Consider the following 13986-nt stretch of genomic DNA (forward strand, 5'->3'; position numbering starts at 1 on the left):
GTTTCGTAAGCGATACGTTGTCCGGCTTTCCGAACAATTGAGCGGTAGCGCGTTCGGTTGTCCGAAAAAATGATCGAATCTTCCCCGGGGGTGTGCGACATCAGCCTCTCAGCCTGTCGTTTTAGAGAACGACCAGGCACTGGCGATGTTTAAGAACGCTTCGCCGCCGCGTGAAGGCGGAGGCTAGAGGGCTCGCATGAAAGCGTGCTGGAGACCGTTGACAAATCTCGGCAAGGTTCTCATAGTTTCAATAACGCAAACGTTTGCGAGATGTTTCGTTGCAGGCGTTGCTTACAATAATCATAAGATCGGAGTGAACCCATGAAGCTGCCATTCGCTGGACGTCTTCTTGCTGTCGCTGTGCTTGCTGCCGCATCCGCTGCTCTACCTCTCTCCTCTGCATTTGCCGATGACGCCGCCAAGCCGAAGGTTGGCCTGGTGATGAAGTCGCTCGCCAACGAATTTTTCGTCACCATGCAAGACGGTGCAAAGGACTATCAGAAGTCCCACGCCGCCGATTTCGACATGATCACCAACGGCATCAAGAACGAAACCGATACCGCCGCGCAGATCGACATCGTCAATCAGATGATCCTCGCCAAAGTTAACGCGATCGTCATTGCACCCGCCGATTCCAAGGCGCTGGTCACTGTGCTGAAGAAAGCCTCCGACGCCGGTATCAAGGTCGTGAACATCGACAACCGCCTCGACCCGGATGTACTGAAAAGCAAAAACCTCGATATCCCCTTCGTCGGGCCCGACAACCGCAAAGGTTCCAAGCTGGTGGGTGACTACCTGGCCAAGCAACTGGCTGCGGGCGACAAGGTCGGCATCATTGAAGGTGTACCGACTACCACCAACGCCCAACAGCGCACCGCAGGCTTCAAGGATGCGATGGACGCGGGCGGTATGAAGATCGTTTCCACACAGTCCGGTAACTGGGAAATCGACCAGGGCAACAAGATTGCGGCGGCGATGCTGAGCGAGACGCCGGACATCAAGGCCCTGCTGGCCGGTAACGACAACATGGCCCTGGGCGCAGTCTCCGCTGTCCGCGCGGCGGGCAAGGCCGGCAAAGTGCTGGTCGTTGGCTATGACAACATCGAAGCCATCAAGCCGATGCTGCAAGATGGCCGTGTCCTGGCGACCGCCGACCAGGCCGCGGCCCAGCAAGCTGTGTTCGGTATCCAGAACGCGCTAAAGCTGGTCAAGGGTGAGAAAGTCGATGCCAAAGATGGCGTGATCGAAACCCCGGTCGAACTCGTCCTCAAGAAGTAATCCTGGCAGCACCCAACAGCGTCCGCTCATCGTGAGCGGGCGCCTGGAGATTTTCCTATGTCATCTTCCGCCCCGAACGCTGTCCTCTCGGTCAGCGGTATCGGCAAGACCTATGCCCAACCGGTTCTGTCCGACATCACCCTGACGCTTAATCGCGGTGAAGTGTTGGCGCTGACCGGTGAGAACGGCGCAGGTAAAAGTACCTTGTCGAAGATCATCGGCGGGCTGGTTACGCCGACCACCGGGCACATGCAATTCAACGGGCAAGACTATCGCCCGGGTAGTCGCACCCAAGCCGAAGAGATGGGCGTGCGCATGGTCATGCAGGAGCTCAACCTGCTGCCGACGCTCACCGTGGCCGAAAACCTGTTCCTCGATAACCTGCCCAGCCACTGTGGCTGGATCAGTCGCAAGCAACTGCGCAAGGCCGCTATCGAAGCCATGGCCCAAGTCGGCCTGGATGCCATCGACCCGGACACGCTGGTTGGCAGCCTGGGCATTGGCCATCAGCAAATGGTCGAGATCGCGCGCAACCTGATCGGCGACTGCCATGTACTGATCCTCGACGAACCGACGGCGATGTTGACTGCCCGTGAAGTCGAGATGCTCTTTGAACAAATCACCCGCCTGCAGGCCCGGGGCGTGGCGATCATTTATATTTCGCACCGGCTGGAAGAACTGGCCCGGGTTGCCCAGCGCATCGCGGTACTGCGTGACGGCAAGCTGGTGTGCGTCGAGCCGATGGCCAACTACAACAGCGAGCAACTGGTTACCTTGATGGTCGGCCGCGAGCTGGGTGAACAGATCGACCTGGGCCCACGTACCCTGGGCGCGCCTGCGCTGACGGTCACAGGTCTGACGCGCTCGGACAAGGTGCGCGATGTGTCTTTTGAAGTGCGTGCCGGTGAGATCTACGGCATCTCCGGCCTGATCGGCGCCGGCCGTACAGAACTGCTGCGCCTGATCTTCGGCGCTGACCTCGCCGACAGCGGCACCGTGGCACTCGGCTCGCCGGCCCAGGTGGTGAGCATCCGCTCGCCGGTTGACGCGGTAGGCCATGGCATTGCCCTGATCACTGAGGACCGCAAGGGAGAGGGGCTGCTGCTGACGCAATCCATCAGCGCCAATATTGCCCTGGGCAACATGCCGGAAATTTCCGGCGGTGGCGTAGTCAACGGCCGTGATGAAACCGCATTGGCCAAGCGTCAGATCGATGCCATGCGCATCCGCAGTTCCAGCCCCGCGCAGTTGGTGTCCGAGTTATCCGGCGGCAACCAGCAGAAAGTGGTGATTGGCCGCTGGCTGGAGCGCGACTGCGCGGTGATGCTGTTCGATGAGCCGACCCGCGGCATCGACGTGGGGGCCAAGTTCGACATTTATGCCTTGCTGGGCGAATTGACCCGCCAGGGCAAGGCGCTGGTTGTAGTGTCCAGCGACCTGCGTGAGCTGATGCTGATCTGCGATCGCATCGGTGTGTTGTCCGCCGGGCGCCTGATCGAGACCTTCGAGCGTGACAGCTGGACCCAGGATGAATTGCTTGCCGCCGCCTTTGCCGGCTATCAGAAACGTGATGCGCTGCTCAATGACGCAGTGCTTAGGGATACCCCATGAAAACCACAACTACCCCCGGTAAAGCGGGCGGCAACTTCTACGGGCTTGGCACCTATCTGGGCCTGGCGGGCGCCTTGTTGGCGATGATCGCGCTGTTCTCGGTGCTCAGCGATCACTTTCTGTCCTACGACACCTTCAGCACCCTGGCCAACCAGATCCCGGACCTGATGGTGCTCGCGGTCGGCATGACCTTTATCCTGATCATCGGCGGCATCGACTTGTCGGTGGGCTCGGTGCTGGCATTGGCGGCGTCGGCGGTCAGCGTGGCGATCCTGGGGTGGGGCTGGAGCGTCGTGCCTGCCGCCATACTCGGCATGGCGTGTGCTGCGCTCGCGGGCACCATCACCGGCTCGATCACCGTGGCTTGGCGCATTCCGTCTTTCATCGTGTCCCTCGGCGTGCTCGAGATGGCCCGTGGCGTGGCATACCAGATGACCGGTTCGCGCACGGCCTACATTGGCGACTCTTTTGCCTGGCTGTCCAACCCGGTGGCCTTTGGCATTTCGCCGTCGTTCATCATTGCGTTGCTGGTCATCATCGCGGCGCAATTGGTGTTGACCCGCACGGTATTCGGTCGCTACCTGATCGGCATCGGTACCAATGAGGAAGCGGTGCGTCTGGCAGGTATCAATCCAAAACCCTACAAGATCCTGGTGTTCAGCCTGATGGGGCTGCTGGCGGGTGTGGCGGCGCTGTTCCAGATTTCGCGATTGGAAGCGGCAGACCCGAACGCGGGTTCCGGCCTGGAGCTGCAAGTGATCGCGGCGGTGGTGATCGGTGGGACCAGCTTGATGGGCGGGCGCGGTTCGGTGATCAGCACCTTTTTTGGCGTGCTGATTATTTCGGTGTTGGCCGCTGGCTTGGCGCAGATCGGTGCAACAGAGCCGACCAAACGCATCATCACCGGTGCGGTGATTGTGATCGCGGTGGTCCTCGATACCTACCGCAGTCAGCGCGCCAGTCGGCGGGGCTGAACCATGGCGACGATCAAGGATGTGGCAGCGCTTGCAGGTATTTCCTACACCACGGTGTCCCATGTGGTGAACAAGACGCGCCCGGTGAGTGAGCCCGTACGCATCAAGGTCGAAGCGGCGATCAAGCAGCTCGACTACGTGCCCAGTGCGGTCGCGCGTTCGCTCAAGGCCAAGACCACGGCCACCATTGGCCTGCTGGTGCCCAACAGCCTCAACCCGTACTTTGCGGAACTGGCCAGGGGTATCGAGGATTATTGCGAGCGTAACGGCTACTGCGTGATCCTGTGCAACTCCGACGACAATGCGGAAAAACAGCGTAACTATTTGCGGGTACTGCTGGAAAAACGCATCGACGGCTTGATCGTCACCTCGGTAGGGGGCGACGACAGCGGTCTCGCTGCTGGCTTGAGCGCCGTGCGCACGCCGATGGTCATTGTCGACCGGGCGCTGGACGGCATTGATGTCGATCTGGTGCGTATCGATCACGAGGAGGGCGGGTACTTGGCGACCCGGCACTTGCTGGAGTTGGGCCACCGCGACATCGCCTGCATCGGGGGGCCGGCTCACACCCGCGTCGCGCAGATGCGCCTGGCGGGCTATCACCGTGCGCTGCGTGAGGCCGGCGTGAACGTAGTGGCCACTCGCACCCAGGAGAGCGATTTCACCAGTACCGGCGGTTATGCTGCCGCTGTGCAATTACTGATGCAAAATCCGCCCAGCGCGATTTTCGCCAGCAACGACATGATTGGTTTCGGCGTGTTGCGTGCAGCTGCCGAGCGCAATATCCGCGTGCCTGGCGAGCTGTCGGTAATTGGTTTCGATGATATTCAAATGGGCCGCTACGTGTACCCGGCGCTGACCACGGTCGGGCAGTCGATCGTGCAACTGGGCGAGACGGCGGCGGAGCTTTTATTGCGACGAATTGCGACACCCCAACTGCCGATCGATCAACGCATCGTGACGCCGAGCATTGTGTTGCGCGAGTCCACGGCGCCCGTCGCCGGTGTGTTTGCCCAATACCGCTGAACCGAATTGATGAGTATTGATGTATGTGCGCAAACGTAGTGGTAGTAGGCAGCTTGAACATGGACCTGGTCACGCGCGCCAGCCGGTTGCCGCGTGCCGGAGAAACCCTGATTGGCCAGACGTTCTCCACCGTGCCTGGCGGCAAGGGTGCCAACCAGGCGGTGGCGTCGGCGCGGCTGGGTGCTGAGGTGGCGATGGTTGGCTGCGTAGGCAGCGATGCTTATGGCGTCCAGTTGCGTGATGCGCTGTTGGTAGAGGGCATCGACTGTCAGGCCGTCAGCCGTGTGGATGGCTCCAGTGGTGTGGCGCTGATCGTGGTGGATGACAGCAGCCAGAATGCGATTGTGATCGTCGCCGGCAGCAACGGCGAGTTGACACCCGCCTCGTTGCACGTGGCTGACGCGGTGTTGCAGGAGGCCGACGTGATCATCTGCCAGCTCGAAGTGCCGATGGCGACCGTGGGTTATGCGCTCAAGCGTGGTCGTGAGCTGGGCAAGACCGTGATCCTCAATCCAGCGCCAGCCAGTGGTCCATTGCCCGCTGAGTGGTATGCCTCGATCGATTACCTGATCCCCAATGAAAGTGAAGCCACGGCGCTGAGCGGTGTGACCGTCGACTCCCTCGACAGCGCCAAGCTTGCCGCGACGCAACTGATCAAGGCGGGTGCCGGCAAAGTCATCATCACCTTGGGTTCCCAGGGCGCGCTGTTTGCCGACGGCCAGACTTTTGAGCATCTTCTGGCGCCCAAGGTCAAGGCGGTAGATACCACGGCGGCGGGCGACACCTTTGTCGGTGGTTTTGCCGCCGCACTGGCCAACGGCAAAAGCGAAGCCGAGGCCATCCGTTTCGGCCAGGTCGCGGCCGCACTGTCGGTGACCCGCGCCGGTGCGCAGCCCTCCATTCCTACGCTGCACGACGTACAAGGTTTTGTGCCCTCATGAAAAAGACCCCATTGCTCAACATCGCCCTGTCGCGCGTGATCGCCTCACTGGGTCACGGTGACATCCTGGTCATCGGCGATGCCGGTTTACCCGTGCCGCCGGGTGTCGAGTTGATCGACCTGGCACTCACCCAGGGCATTCCTGATTTCATCAGCACCTTGCGCATTGTGCTCAGTGAAATGCAGGTGGAAAGCCACGTGTTAGCGCAAGAAATCCTGCACAAGCAGCCGCCGGCGCTAGCCGATCTGAACACGCTTGCCGAGCAGGCGGCGCTTGGTGAGCGGCGTCTGCTCAGTCACGAAGAGTTCAAGCAGCTCAGCCGCAAGGCGCGTGCCGTGGTGCGTACGGGTGAGTGCCAGCCCTATTGCAATATCGCGCTGGTGTCCGGCGTAACCTTCTAGAGTGTCCCAACAACAAGGAGTGTTTTATGCACCGTGGTCTTCCAACCCTGAGAAATCTGTTTCGGAGTGTTCTACTTTTGTCCGCACTCACTGCAGCAAGCGCCCACGCGGCGGAAAAAATCGACCTGATCATTGATACCGATCCCGGTGCCGACGATGTGGTGGCGTTGCTGTTCGCCATGGCGTCCCCGGAGGAGTTGAATATTCGTGCGCTGACGACCGTTGCCGGCAACGTGCGTCTGGACAAGACTTCGCGCAACGCACGCCTGGCCCGTGAGTGGGCAGGGCGCGAGGATATTCCGGTGTACGCTGGTGCGCCCAAGCCGCTGCTGCGCACACCGATCTATGCCGAGAACATCCATGGCAAGGAAGGTATCTCCGGCGTTACCGTGCACGAGCCGAAAAAAGGCCTGGCCGCCGGCAATGCCGTTGATTATCTGATCAAGACCTTGAGTACCGCCAAACCCCACAGCATCACCATTGCCATGCTGGGCCCGCAGACCAACCTGGCGCTGGCATTGACCCAGGCCCCGGAAATTACCCAGGGCATCAAGGAAGTGGTGGTGATGGGCGGCGCGCACTTCAATGGCGGCAATATCACGCCGGTGGCGGAGTTCAACCTGTTTGCCGATCCGGCTGCAGCGGAGATCGTGCTCAAGAGCGGCGTGAAGTTGACTTACCTGCCGCTGGACGTGACCCACAAGGTGCTGACCAGTGACGCACGGCTGAAGAAGATTGCCGACCTGAACAGCAACGCCAGCAAGGTGGTGAGCAATATTCTCAACGAATACGTCAAGGGCGACATGGAGCACTATGGCATCCCGGGTGGCCCGGTGCATGACGCCACCGTCATTGCCTACTTGCTCAAGCCTTCACTATTCAGCGGTCGTCAGGCCAATATGGTGGTGGACAGCCGCGAAGGCCCGACTTTCGGCCAGACCATCGTCGATTGGTACGATGGCCTCAAGCAGGAAAAGAATGTGTTCTGGGTTGAGAACGGCGACGCCCAGGGCTTCTTCGATCTGCTGACCGAGCGTCTCGCGCGTCTTAAGTAAAACCCTTGCCGGTCGGCGTTCGCCGGCCGGTTCTTATTCGCGCTCGGGGTCGTGTGCGCCCATGTGATCGGCCGGGTATTTTGCAAATACCTGGGCGATGAACGCTTGTGCCGCCTGGGTGCCCAGTTCCTTGACCAGCAGGTCGATGCCAATGATCGCCAACTCCTCTGTGCTTCCAGGGCTATAGGAACTCTGCCCTTGGGGCCACTTGGCTTTGATGTCGGCTTGCAGCGTTACGGTGGTCATGAAGGTCTCACGGGGCTGAAATACTGGGCAGTGCGCTGGAACGCAGTTTTTACGCGCGCAGTTAACCATTTTGTATCGCCTTTGGCACTGATACTTAGGCATAAGGCGCTTCGGGATGGGACAAGTGCTGTGCGACACTGTCGGCCTGTTTAATTGCCGGGGAACACCGCGTGCAGATCGATTTGAACAACCCCGAGAACCTGACATTGGCCGCCGTGCGCCAACTGATCGCCAGTGCCAGCGACGATGAACATACCCAGTTGCGGGTCACCAAGGCCGGTATTGCCTATATCTCATCTGGGAAAGCGGTGGGCGGCGTGGACATCGACGGTCTGTTGTTTCGCCTTGAAACCTGGGCCAAGGGATCGGGTTATGTCGGTAATGTGGCGGCGAGCGATGAAGTCTGGGTCACGCAGATTTTCAATGCGCTGAAGCAGAACTGGCCGAAGCCGCCGTTTGACTACATCGACATCTACTGAGTACGTTCATATCTGGTGACGATTGATCGGGCGAATGCCGATCGAGAGTCAGGCAGACTTGCCCACCGGCGGTTTACGTCTTGAAACCAATCCGTCCCACAGCTGTCGCACGATCTCTGTCCATTTTTAATCATAGGAGGCTTCATGCCTTGGAAGCTCGCATCATTCGGTACTTTGTTGGCAGCACTCGCGTTGGCGGGTTGCAGCACCCCGGGTGCCTCTGAGCCAGCTAAAGACGCCGCCGTGGCCGATGCTGGTCATAGCCGCTGTGAATCAAAAGCCGCTGAGTTCACGATCGGCCAGAAAGCCTCGCCTCAGTTGCTGGAGCAGGCCCGTGCCCGGGCCGGTGCGCAGAACGCGCGGATTCTCAAGCCCAACGACATGATCACCCTGGAGTACCGCTCCGACCGTCTGAACCTGAACACTGATGACAACCTGGTGATTACGCGCGTCAACTGCGGCTGATCGTATCGAGCTTTTGCAGCGCCCATAAAAAACCCCGTCACATGGACGGGGTTTTTTTAGCTCAGCGGAGAATTACTCGCCGCGAACCTGTGCAGCTTGCATACCCTTTTGGCCTTTCTCAGCCACGAAGGAAACGGTTTGGCCTTCTTTCAGGCTTTTGAAACCGTCGCTTTCGATAGCTTTGAAGTGTACGAACAGGTCGTCACCGCCACCTTGAGGAGTGATGAAGCCGAAGCCTTTTTCATCGTTGAACCATTTAACGGTGCCGGTTTGGCGATTAGACATGGTGTATCTCCAAGAAACATATATTTTCAGTAGTGCTGTGCTGCTCAGGCCAACTGGGCACACCGGGCTATCATAGTCGAAATGTTCGGCTTGGGAGCCCCCCCAAGGCATTGTTTGCTAATCAATAGCGTTGCGTTTAGTGCCTGGCTTCGCTGAAAGCCCCGGTCTACGGGGCTTTGGTGCGAAATATCAGCTGGTAAAAAAAGCCGTAAAAGCTGCGTAATTTGTGTGAAATGGCAGTTTTCGCGCTGTTTTAACCGTAAAAAAGCCGTGTGATCAGTGGTAATTCTTACTTTTTCTTCACGACTTTGCAGGATGAAATAGCCGCGACCGCTTTGTTTTTAAGCTCCGGGCTGGCGTTCGGGTTGGCCATGAGTTCTTTGATCTCGGCAGTGCTCAATTCGGCGTTGATCTTGTCAGCGCCACATTCGCAATGGTCTTTGGCAGTTTTGGCGTCTACGTTCTGGCTGGCGGCGGCGCTGCAGTCTTTGACGAAGCTGTCGCGGGCGCCGGCCGGCCAGTTCGACGGGGCCGCTGCCTGTGCACCGAGGGACAGGAGGGTCAGGGAGGCAGCGAGAGCGAGGGTCGAGGTGAAACGCATCATGGGATGCTCCTTTGGGTCGGGGACGAACGGCGATTCTCAGTGGGTTTGAGGCGTTGCGTACAGCTCAAGTTCCGTTTTGCAGCTACAAAGCCTGGAATTTGTCATTACCTGGCATGGCGTCGGCGCGATGACCGTTCATCTGTGCTAGCATCGGTGCCCTGGCTATTTCCAGGCGCGCCATTTGCCGCCTTGCCATGTTCTTTTTAGCTCACTCCAGTCACTCTGGTTCGATTATCGGTTGGCCGAAAGGCTCCTGCCGCTGTAAGGCAGGCGTTCATCATTGAACGGCCTGGTGTTGGATCTTGTACTGGCTCATCCCAACCCACGTGACCTTTGGTAGGGGTCACCACTAGGAGAGGAGGCGCCATGCCAACTATTACTCTTCCCGACGGCAGTCAACGCTCATTCGATCACCCGGTTTCCGTAGCCGAGGTCGCCGCATCCATTGGTGCTGGCCTGGCCAAGGCCACCGTGGCCGGCAAGGTCGACGGCAAACTGGTTGATGCCAGTGACCTGATCACTTCCGATGCCAGCCTGCAAATCATCACCCCCAAGGATCAAGAAGGGCTGGAGATCATTCGCCACTCTTGTGCGCACCTGATTGGCCACGCGGTCAAGCAGCTGTACCCGACGGCGAAAATGGTGATCGGCCCGGTCATCGATGAAGGCTTCTATTACGATATCGCCTACGAGCGTCCTTTTACCCCGGACGACCTGGCCGCCATCGAACAGCGCATGCACGCCCTGATCGAAAAAGATTACGACGTGATCAAGAAGGTCACGCCGCGCGCCGAAGTGATCGACGTGTTCACCGCCCGTGGCGAAGACTACAAGCTGCGCCTGGTGGAAGACATGCCGGACGAGCAGGCCATGGGCCTGTACTACCACGAAGAATATGTCGACATGTGCCGTGGCCCGCACGTGCCGAACACGCGCTTCCTGAAGTCGTTCAAGCTGACCAAGCTGTCCGGTGCCTACTGGCGCGGCGATGCAAAGAACGAGCAACTGCAGCGGATCTACGGTACTGCCTGGGCTGACAAGAAGCAGCTGGCTGCCTATATCCAGCGCATCGAAGAAGCCGAAAAGCGCGACCATCGCAAGATCGGCAAGCGCCTGAACCTCTTCCATCTCCAGGAAGAAGCGCCGGGCATGGTGTTCTGGCACCCGAACGGCTGGACCCTGTACCAGGTACTTGAGCAATACATGCGCAAGGTGCAGCGCGACAACGGCTACCTGGAGATCAAGACTCCGCAGGTCGTTGACCGCAGCCTGTGGGAGAAATCCGGGCACTGGGCCAACTACGCCGACAACATGTTCACCACCCAGTCGGAAAACCGCGACTACGCCATCAAGCCAATGAACTGTCCATGCCACGTGCAGGTGTTCAACCAGGGCCTGAAGAGCTACCGCGAGTTGCCGATGCGCCTGGCCGAGTTCGGTGCCTGCCACCGTAACGAGCCATCGGGTGCGTTGCACGGCATCATGCGTGTACGTGGCTTTACCCAGGACGACGCCCACATCTTCTGCACCGAAGAGCAGATGCAGGCTGAATCCGCCGCGTTCATCAAGCTGACCATGGATGTCTATCGCGATTTCGGTTTCACCGACGTCGAGATGAAACTGTCCACTCGTCCGGAAAAACGCGTCGGTTCCGACGAACTGTGGGATCGCGCCGAAGCGGCATTGGCCGCAGCGCTGGACAGTGCGGGCCTTGCGTACGACCTGCAGCCGGGCGAGGGTGCCTTCTACGGTCCGAAGATCGAGTTCTCGCTGAAAGATTGCCTTGGTCGCGTCTGGCAGTGTGGTACCCTGCAGCTCGATTTTAACCTGCCGATCCGTCTGGGAGCCGAATACGTCTCCGAAGACAACAGCCGTAAACACCCGGTTATGCTGCACCGGGCGATCCTCGGCTCGTTCGAACGGTTCGTCGGGATCCTGATCGAGCACTACGAGGGTGCATTCCCTGCGTGGCTGGCTCCGACCCAGGCAGTGATCATGAATATCACTGATAAACAGGCAGATTTTGCGGCTGAAGTTGAAAAAACTCTCAACGAAAGCGGCTTTCGTGCCAAGTCCGACTTGAGAAATGAAAAGATCGGCTTTAAAATCCGCGAGCATACTTTGCTCAAGGTTCCCTATCTTTTGGTTATCGGAGATCGGGAAGTCGAGATGCAGACTGTCGCTGTGCGTACTCGTGAAGGTGCTGACCTGGGCTCGATGCCCGTCGCCCAGTTCGCTGAGTTCCTCGCGCAAGCGGTTTCCCGGCGTGGTCGCCCAGATTCGGAGTAATTATTATTAAGCGTGAAATGAGACAAGATAAACGAGCTGCACCGAAAGCCCCGATCAACGAGAATATCTCGGCACGCGAGGTTCGGTTAATTGGCGCTGACGGCGAGCAGATTGGCATCGTCTCGATTGATGAAGCGCTTCGTATCGCTGAAGAGTCCAAATTGGACCTGGTGGAAATCTCCGCCGACGCAGTCCCGCCTGTTTGCCGGGTGATGGACTACGGCAAATCGATCTTCGAAAAGAAGAAGCAGATTGCTGCGGCGAAGAAGAACCAAAAGCAGATTCAAGTAAAAGAAATCAAGTTTCGTCCAGGGACGGAGGAAGGGGATTACCAGGTAAAACTGCGCAACCTGGTACGTTTCCTGAGTGATGGGGACAGGGCCAAGGTATCCTTGCGATTCCGCGGCCGTGAGATGGCCCACCAGGAGCTGGGGATGGAACTCCTCAAGCGGGTTGAAGCTGACCTGCTCGAGTACGGTTCGGTCGAACAGCATCCTAAGATGGAAGGACGCCAACTGATCATGGTCATCGCCCCGAAAAAGAAGAAGTAATCAACAGGGCACGGCAGGCCTTCTGATTATGTTTATCAACTGAATGCGGAGTATCCGAACATGCCAAAGATGAAGACTAAAAGTGGTGCTGCTAAGCGGTTTCTGAAAACTGCTAACGGTATCAAGCACAAGCACGCTTTCAAGAGCCACATCCTGACCAAAATGTCGACCAAGCGTAAGCGTCAACTGCGCGGTAGCAGCTTGCTGCATCCGTCTGACGTGGCAAAAGTCGAGCGCATGCTGCGCCTTCGTTAATTTTTGGATCAAGAATAGAGGAAGTAACTCATGGCTCGTGTAAAGCGTGGCGTCATTGCCCGTAAACGTCACAAAAAAATTCTGAAACTTGCTAAAGGCTACTACGGCGCGCGTTCACGCGTATTCCGTGTTGCCAAGCAAGCGGTAATCAAGGCAGGCCAATACGCCTACCGCGACCGTCGTCAGAAAAAACGTCAGTTCCGCGCTCTGTGGATCGCTCGTATCAACGCTGGTGCACGTGTTAACGGTCTGTCCTACAGCCGTTTCATCGCTGGCCTGAAAAAAGCTTCCATCGAGATCGACCGTAAGGTTCTGGCCGAACTGGCAGTGAACGAAAAAGCGGTGTTTGCTGCGATTGTCGAGAAAGCTAAAGCCACTCTGGCTTAAGTACCCCCGACAATCACCCTGGGCTGCTCCTGTAGCCCAAGGTGGTAAACGTCTTAAATAGGGGAAGAGCCTTCAAGCTCTTCCCCTATTTTGTATCTGGAGTCTGTACATGGAAAACCTGGACGCGCTCGTCGCTCAAGCTCTTGAGGCTGTGCAAAGCGCTGAAGATATCAATGCCCTGGAGCAAATCCGGGTTCACTACCTTGGCAAAAAGGGTGAATTGACTCAGGTGATGAAGACCCTGGGGAATTTGCCGGCTGAAGAGCGCCCGCAAGTCGGCGCGCTGATCAACGTCGCCAAGGAGCGTGTTACAGAGGTGCTCAATGCGCGCAAGGCGACGATGGAGGAGGCCGATCTTGCGGCCAAACTCGCCGCCGAGTCCATTGACGTCACCTTGCCTGGACGTGGCCAGGCCTCGGGCGGCCTGCATCCGATCACCCGGACTCTGGAACGTATCGAGCAGTTCTTCACCCATATCGGCTACGGCATTGCCGAAGGCCCTGAGGTCGAAGACGACTATCACAACTTCGAGGCGCTCAACATCCCAGGCCACCACCCGGCCCGGTCGATGCACGACACCTTCTATTTCAACGCGAACATGCTGTTGCGCACCCATACCTCGCCGGTACAGGTCCGCACCATGGAAGCGAACAAGCCGCCGATCCGCATTGTCTGCCCAGGCCGTGTGTACCGTAGCGACTCCGATATCACCCACTCGCCGATGTTCCACCAGGTCGAAGGCCTGCTGGTTGATCGCGATATCAACTTCGCCGACCTCAAGGGCACCATCGAAGAGTTCCTTCGTGTGTTCTTCGAGAAAGAGCTGGCGGTACGTTTCCGCCCATCGTTCTTCCCGTTCACCGAGCCGTCCGCTGAAGTCGATATGGAATGCGTGATGTGCAGTGGTAAAGGCTGCCGCGTGTGCAAGCAGACCGGCTGGCTGGAAGTGATGGGCTGCGGCATGGTTCACCCCAATGTGCTGCGCATGTCCGGGATCGACCCGGAAGAGTTCTCGGGCTTTGCCTTCGGCATGGGCGTTGAGCGTCTGGCCATGCTGCGTTACGGCGTGAACGACTTGCGTCTGTTCTTCGACAACGACTTGCGGTTCCTCGCGCAATTTCGCTAGTCGTAACGAATCT

The 13986-nt window shown here is 58.4% G+C and carries 17 protein-coding genes; 14 read left to right on the forward strand and 3 right to left on the reverse strand.

All coding sequences use genetic code 11. From position 1 onward, the window contains the following. The first annotated feature begins 321 nt into the window (after nt 1-321). Genes ACU688_RS04515 through ACU688_RS04545 form a run of 7 tightly spaced genes read left to right on the forward strand, consistent with a single transcriptional unit; the run spans nt 322 to nt 7286 of the window. Nucleotides 322-1278, forward strand: coding sequence for a sugar ABC transporter substrate-binding protein (locus ACU688_RS04515; protein ID WP_448183792.1), 957 nt, complete (start codon nt 322-324; stop codon nt 1276-1278). Nucleotides 1279-1335: 57 nt separating this feature from the next. After that, entirely contained in the window at nt 1336-2889 is a 1554-nt protein-coding gene (locus tag ACU688_RS04520; protein ID WP_448183793.1) for a sugar ABC transporter ATP-binding protein, read from the forward strand. Then, entirely contained in the window at nt 2886-3863 is a 978-nt protein-coding gene (locus ACU688_RS04525; RefSeq protein ID WP_017737833.1) for an ABC transporter permease, read from the forward strand. The genes ACU688_RS04520 and ACU688_RS04525 overlap by 4 nt, the downstream gene beginning before the upstream one ends. Before the next feature lie 3 nt (nt 3864-3866). Beyond that, on the forward strand, nt 3867-4889 hold the full coding sequence (locus tag ACU688_RS04530) for a LacI family DNA-binding transcriptional regulator (protein ID WP_448183794.1): 1023 nt from the start codon (nt 3867-3869) through the stop codon (nt 4887-4889). A 23-nt stretch (nt 4890-4912) separates the two neighbouring features. Further along, nucleotides 4913-5830: a ribokinase gene (rbsK, locus tag ACU688_RS04535; RefSeq protein ID WP_448183795.1), complete on the forward strand. Its 918-nt coding sequence runs from the start codon at nt 4913-4915 to the stop codon at nt 5828-5830. Continuing rightward, nucleotides 5827-6231: a D-ribose pyranase gene (gene rbsD, locus ACU688_RS04540; RefSeq protein WP_448183796.1), complete on the forward strand. Its 405-nt coding sequence runs from the start codon at nt 5827-5829 to the stop codon at nt 6229-6231. Before rbsK ends, rbsD begins: the two co-directional genes overlap by 4 nt. 26 nt (nt 6232-6257) lie before the next feature. Then, nucleotides 6258-7286 carry a nucleoside hydrolase gene (locus ACU688_RS04545; protein WP_448183797.1) on the forward strand — a complete coding sequence of 343 codons (1029 nt, stop codon included), beginning with the start codon at nt 6258-6260 and terminating at the stop codon, nt 7284-7286. Between the two features lie 33 nt (nt 7287-7319). On the opposite strand, the gene ACU688_RS04550 is transcribed toward ACU688_RS04545, so the two are convergent. Next, entirely contained in the window at nt 7320-7532 is a 213-nt protein-coding gene (locus ACU688_RS04550) for a hypothetical protein (RefSeq protein ID WP_124525710.1), read from the reverse strand. Nucleotides 7533-7702: 170 nt separating this feature from the next. On the opposite strand from ACU688_RS04550, the gene ACU688_RS04555 reads away from it, so the two are divergent. Both ACU688_RS04555 and ACU688_RS04560 read left to right on the forward strand, forming a co-directional pair. Next, nucleotides 7703-8011 carry a hypothetical protein gene (locus tag ACU688_RS04555; RefSeq protein ID WP_448183798.1) on the forward strand — a complete coding sequence of 103 codons (309 nt, stop codon included), beginning with the start codon at nt 7703-7705 and terminating at the stop codon, nt 8009-8011. A gap of 144 nt (nt 8012-8155) precedes the next feature. Then, a complete protein-coding gene (locus ACU688_RS04560; RefSeq protein WP_448183799.1) occupies nt 8156-8476 on the forward strand; it encodes an I78 family peptidase inhibitor in 321 nt (106 codons plus the stop codon). 72 nt (nt 8477-8548) lie between these two features. Here ACU688_RS04560 and ACU688_RS04565 read toward each other — a convergent pair whose 3' ends face one another. Further along, nucleotides 8549-8761, reverse strand: coding sequence for a cold-shock protein (locus ACU688_RS04565; protein WP_003234260.1), 213 nt, complete (start codon nt 8759-8761; stop codon nt 8549-8551). A 289-nt stretch (nt 8762-9050) separates the two neighbouring features. Beyond that, on the reverse strand, nt 9051-9365 hold the full coding sequence (locus ACU688_RS04570) for a hypothetical protein (RefSeq protein ID WP_448183800.1): 315 nt from the start codon (nt 9363-9365) through the stop codon (nt 9051-9053). A gap of 366 nt (nt 9366-9731) precedes the next feature. On the opposite strand from ACU688_RS04570, the gene thrS reads away from it, so the two are divergent. The 5 genes from thrS (at nt 9732) to pheS (ending at nt 13973) form a co-directional block, all read left to right on the forward strand. Further along, nucleotides 9732-11654, forward strand: coding sequence for a threonine--tRNA ligase (gene thrS, locus ACU688_RS04575; RefSeq protein WP_122773355.1), 1923 nt, complete (start codon nt 9732-9734; stop codon nt 11652-11654). Then, nucleotides 11654-12205 carry a translation initiation factor IF-3 gene (gene infC / locus ACU688_RS04580; RefSeq protein WP_169850653.1) on the forward strand — a complete coding sequence of 184 codons (552 nt, stop codon included), beginning with the start codon at nt 11654-11656 and terminating at the stop codon, nt 12203-12205. The genes thrS and infC overlap by 1 nt, the downstream gene beginning before the upstream one ends. Before the next feature lie 60 nt (nt 12206-12265). Continuing rightward, nucleotides 12266-12460: a 50S ribosomal protein L35 gene (gene rpmI, locus ACU688_RS04585; RefSeq protein WP_002553160.1), complete on the forward strand. Its 195-nt coding sequence runs from the start codon at nt 12266-12268 to the stop codon at nt 12458-12460. A 30-nt stretch (nt 12461-12490) separates the two neighbouring features. Next, a complete protein-coding gene (gene rplT / locus ACU688_RS04590) occupies nt 12491-12847 on the forward strand; it encodes a 50S ribosomal protein L20 (RefSeq protein ID WP_003174975.1) in 357 nt (118 codons plus the stop codon). A 109-nt stretch (nt 12848-12956) separates the two neighbouring features. After that, nucleotides 12957-13973 carry a phenylalanine--tRNA ligase subunit alpha gene (gene pheS / locus ACU688_RS04595; protein ID WP_017737822.1) on the forward strand — a complete coding sequence of 339 codons (1017 nt, stop codon included), beginning with the start codon at nt 12957-12959 and terminating at the stop codon, nt 13971-13973. The last annotated feature ends 13 nt before the right edge of the window (nt 13974-13986 follow it).

It is taken from the genome of Pseudomonas acericola (SeqCode), assembly GCF_053456465.1.

Coding starts and splice junctions, on each gene's coding strand:
- ACU688_RS04530 (WP_448183794.1), top strand. CDS start 3,867: ATGGCGACGATCAAGGATGTGGCAGCGCTTGCAGGTATTTCCTACACC.
- ACU688_RS04565 (WP_003234260.1), bottom strand. CDS start 8,761: ATGTCTAATCGCCAAACCGGCACCGTTAAATGGTTCAACGATGAAAAA.
- ACU688_RS04545 (WP_448183797.1), top strand. CDS start 6,258: ATGCACCGTGGTCTTCCAACCCTGAGAAATCTGTTTCGGAGTGTTCTA.
- rpmI (WP_002553160.1), top strand. CDS start 12,266: ATGCCAAAGATGAAGACTAAAAGTGGTGCTGCTAAGCGGTTTCTGAAA.
- rplT (WP_003174975.1), top strand. CDS start 12,491: ATGGCTCGTGTAAAGCGTGGCGTCATTGCCCGTAAACGTCACAAAAAA.
- thrS (WP_122773355.1), top strand. CDS start 9,732: ATGCCAACTATTACTCTTCCCGACGGCAGTCAACGCTCATTCGATCAC.
- ACU688_RS04520 (WP_448183793.1), top strand. CDS start 1,336: ATGTCATCTTCCGCCCCGAACGCTGTCCTCTCGGTCAGCGGTATCGGC.
- ACU688_RS04525 (WP_017737833.1), top strand. CDS start 2,886: ATGAAAACCACAACTACCCCCGGTAAAGCGGGCGGCAACTTCTACGGG.
- ACU688_RS04560 (WP_448183799.1), top strand. CDS start 8,156: ATGCCTTGGAAGCTCGCATCATTCGGTACTTTGTTGGCAGCACTCGCG.
- pheS (WP_017737822.1), top strand. CDS start 12,957: ATGGAAAACCTGGACGCGCTCGTCGCTCAAGCTCTTGAGGCTGTGCAA.
- rbsK (WP_448183795.1), top strand. CDS start 4,913: ATGTGCGCAAACGTAGTGGTAGTAGGCAGCTTGAACATGGACCTGGTC.
- ACU688_RS04515 (WP_448183792.1), top strand. CDS start 322: ATGAAGCTGCCATTCGCTGGACGTCTTCTTGCTGTCGCTGTGCTTGCT.
- rbsD (WP_448183796.1), top strand. CDS start 5,827: ATGAAAAAGACCCCATTGCTCAACATCGCCCTGTCGCGCGTGATCGCC.
- ACU688_RS04550 (WP_124525710.1), bottom strand. CDS start 7,532: ATGACCACCGTAACGCTGCAAGCCGACATCAAAGCCAAGTGGCCCCAA.
- ACU688_RS04570 (WP_448183800.1), bottom strand. CDS start 9,365: ATGATGCGTTTCACCTCGACCCTCGCTCTCGCTGCCTCCCTGACCCTC.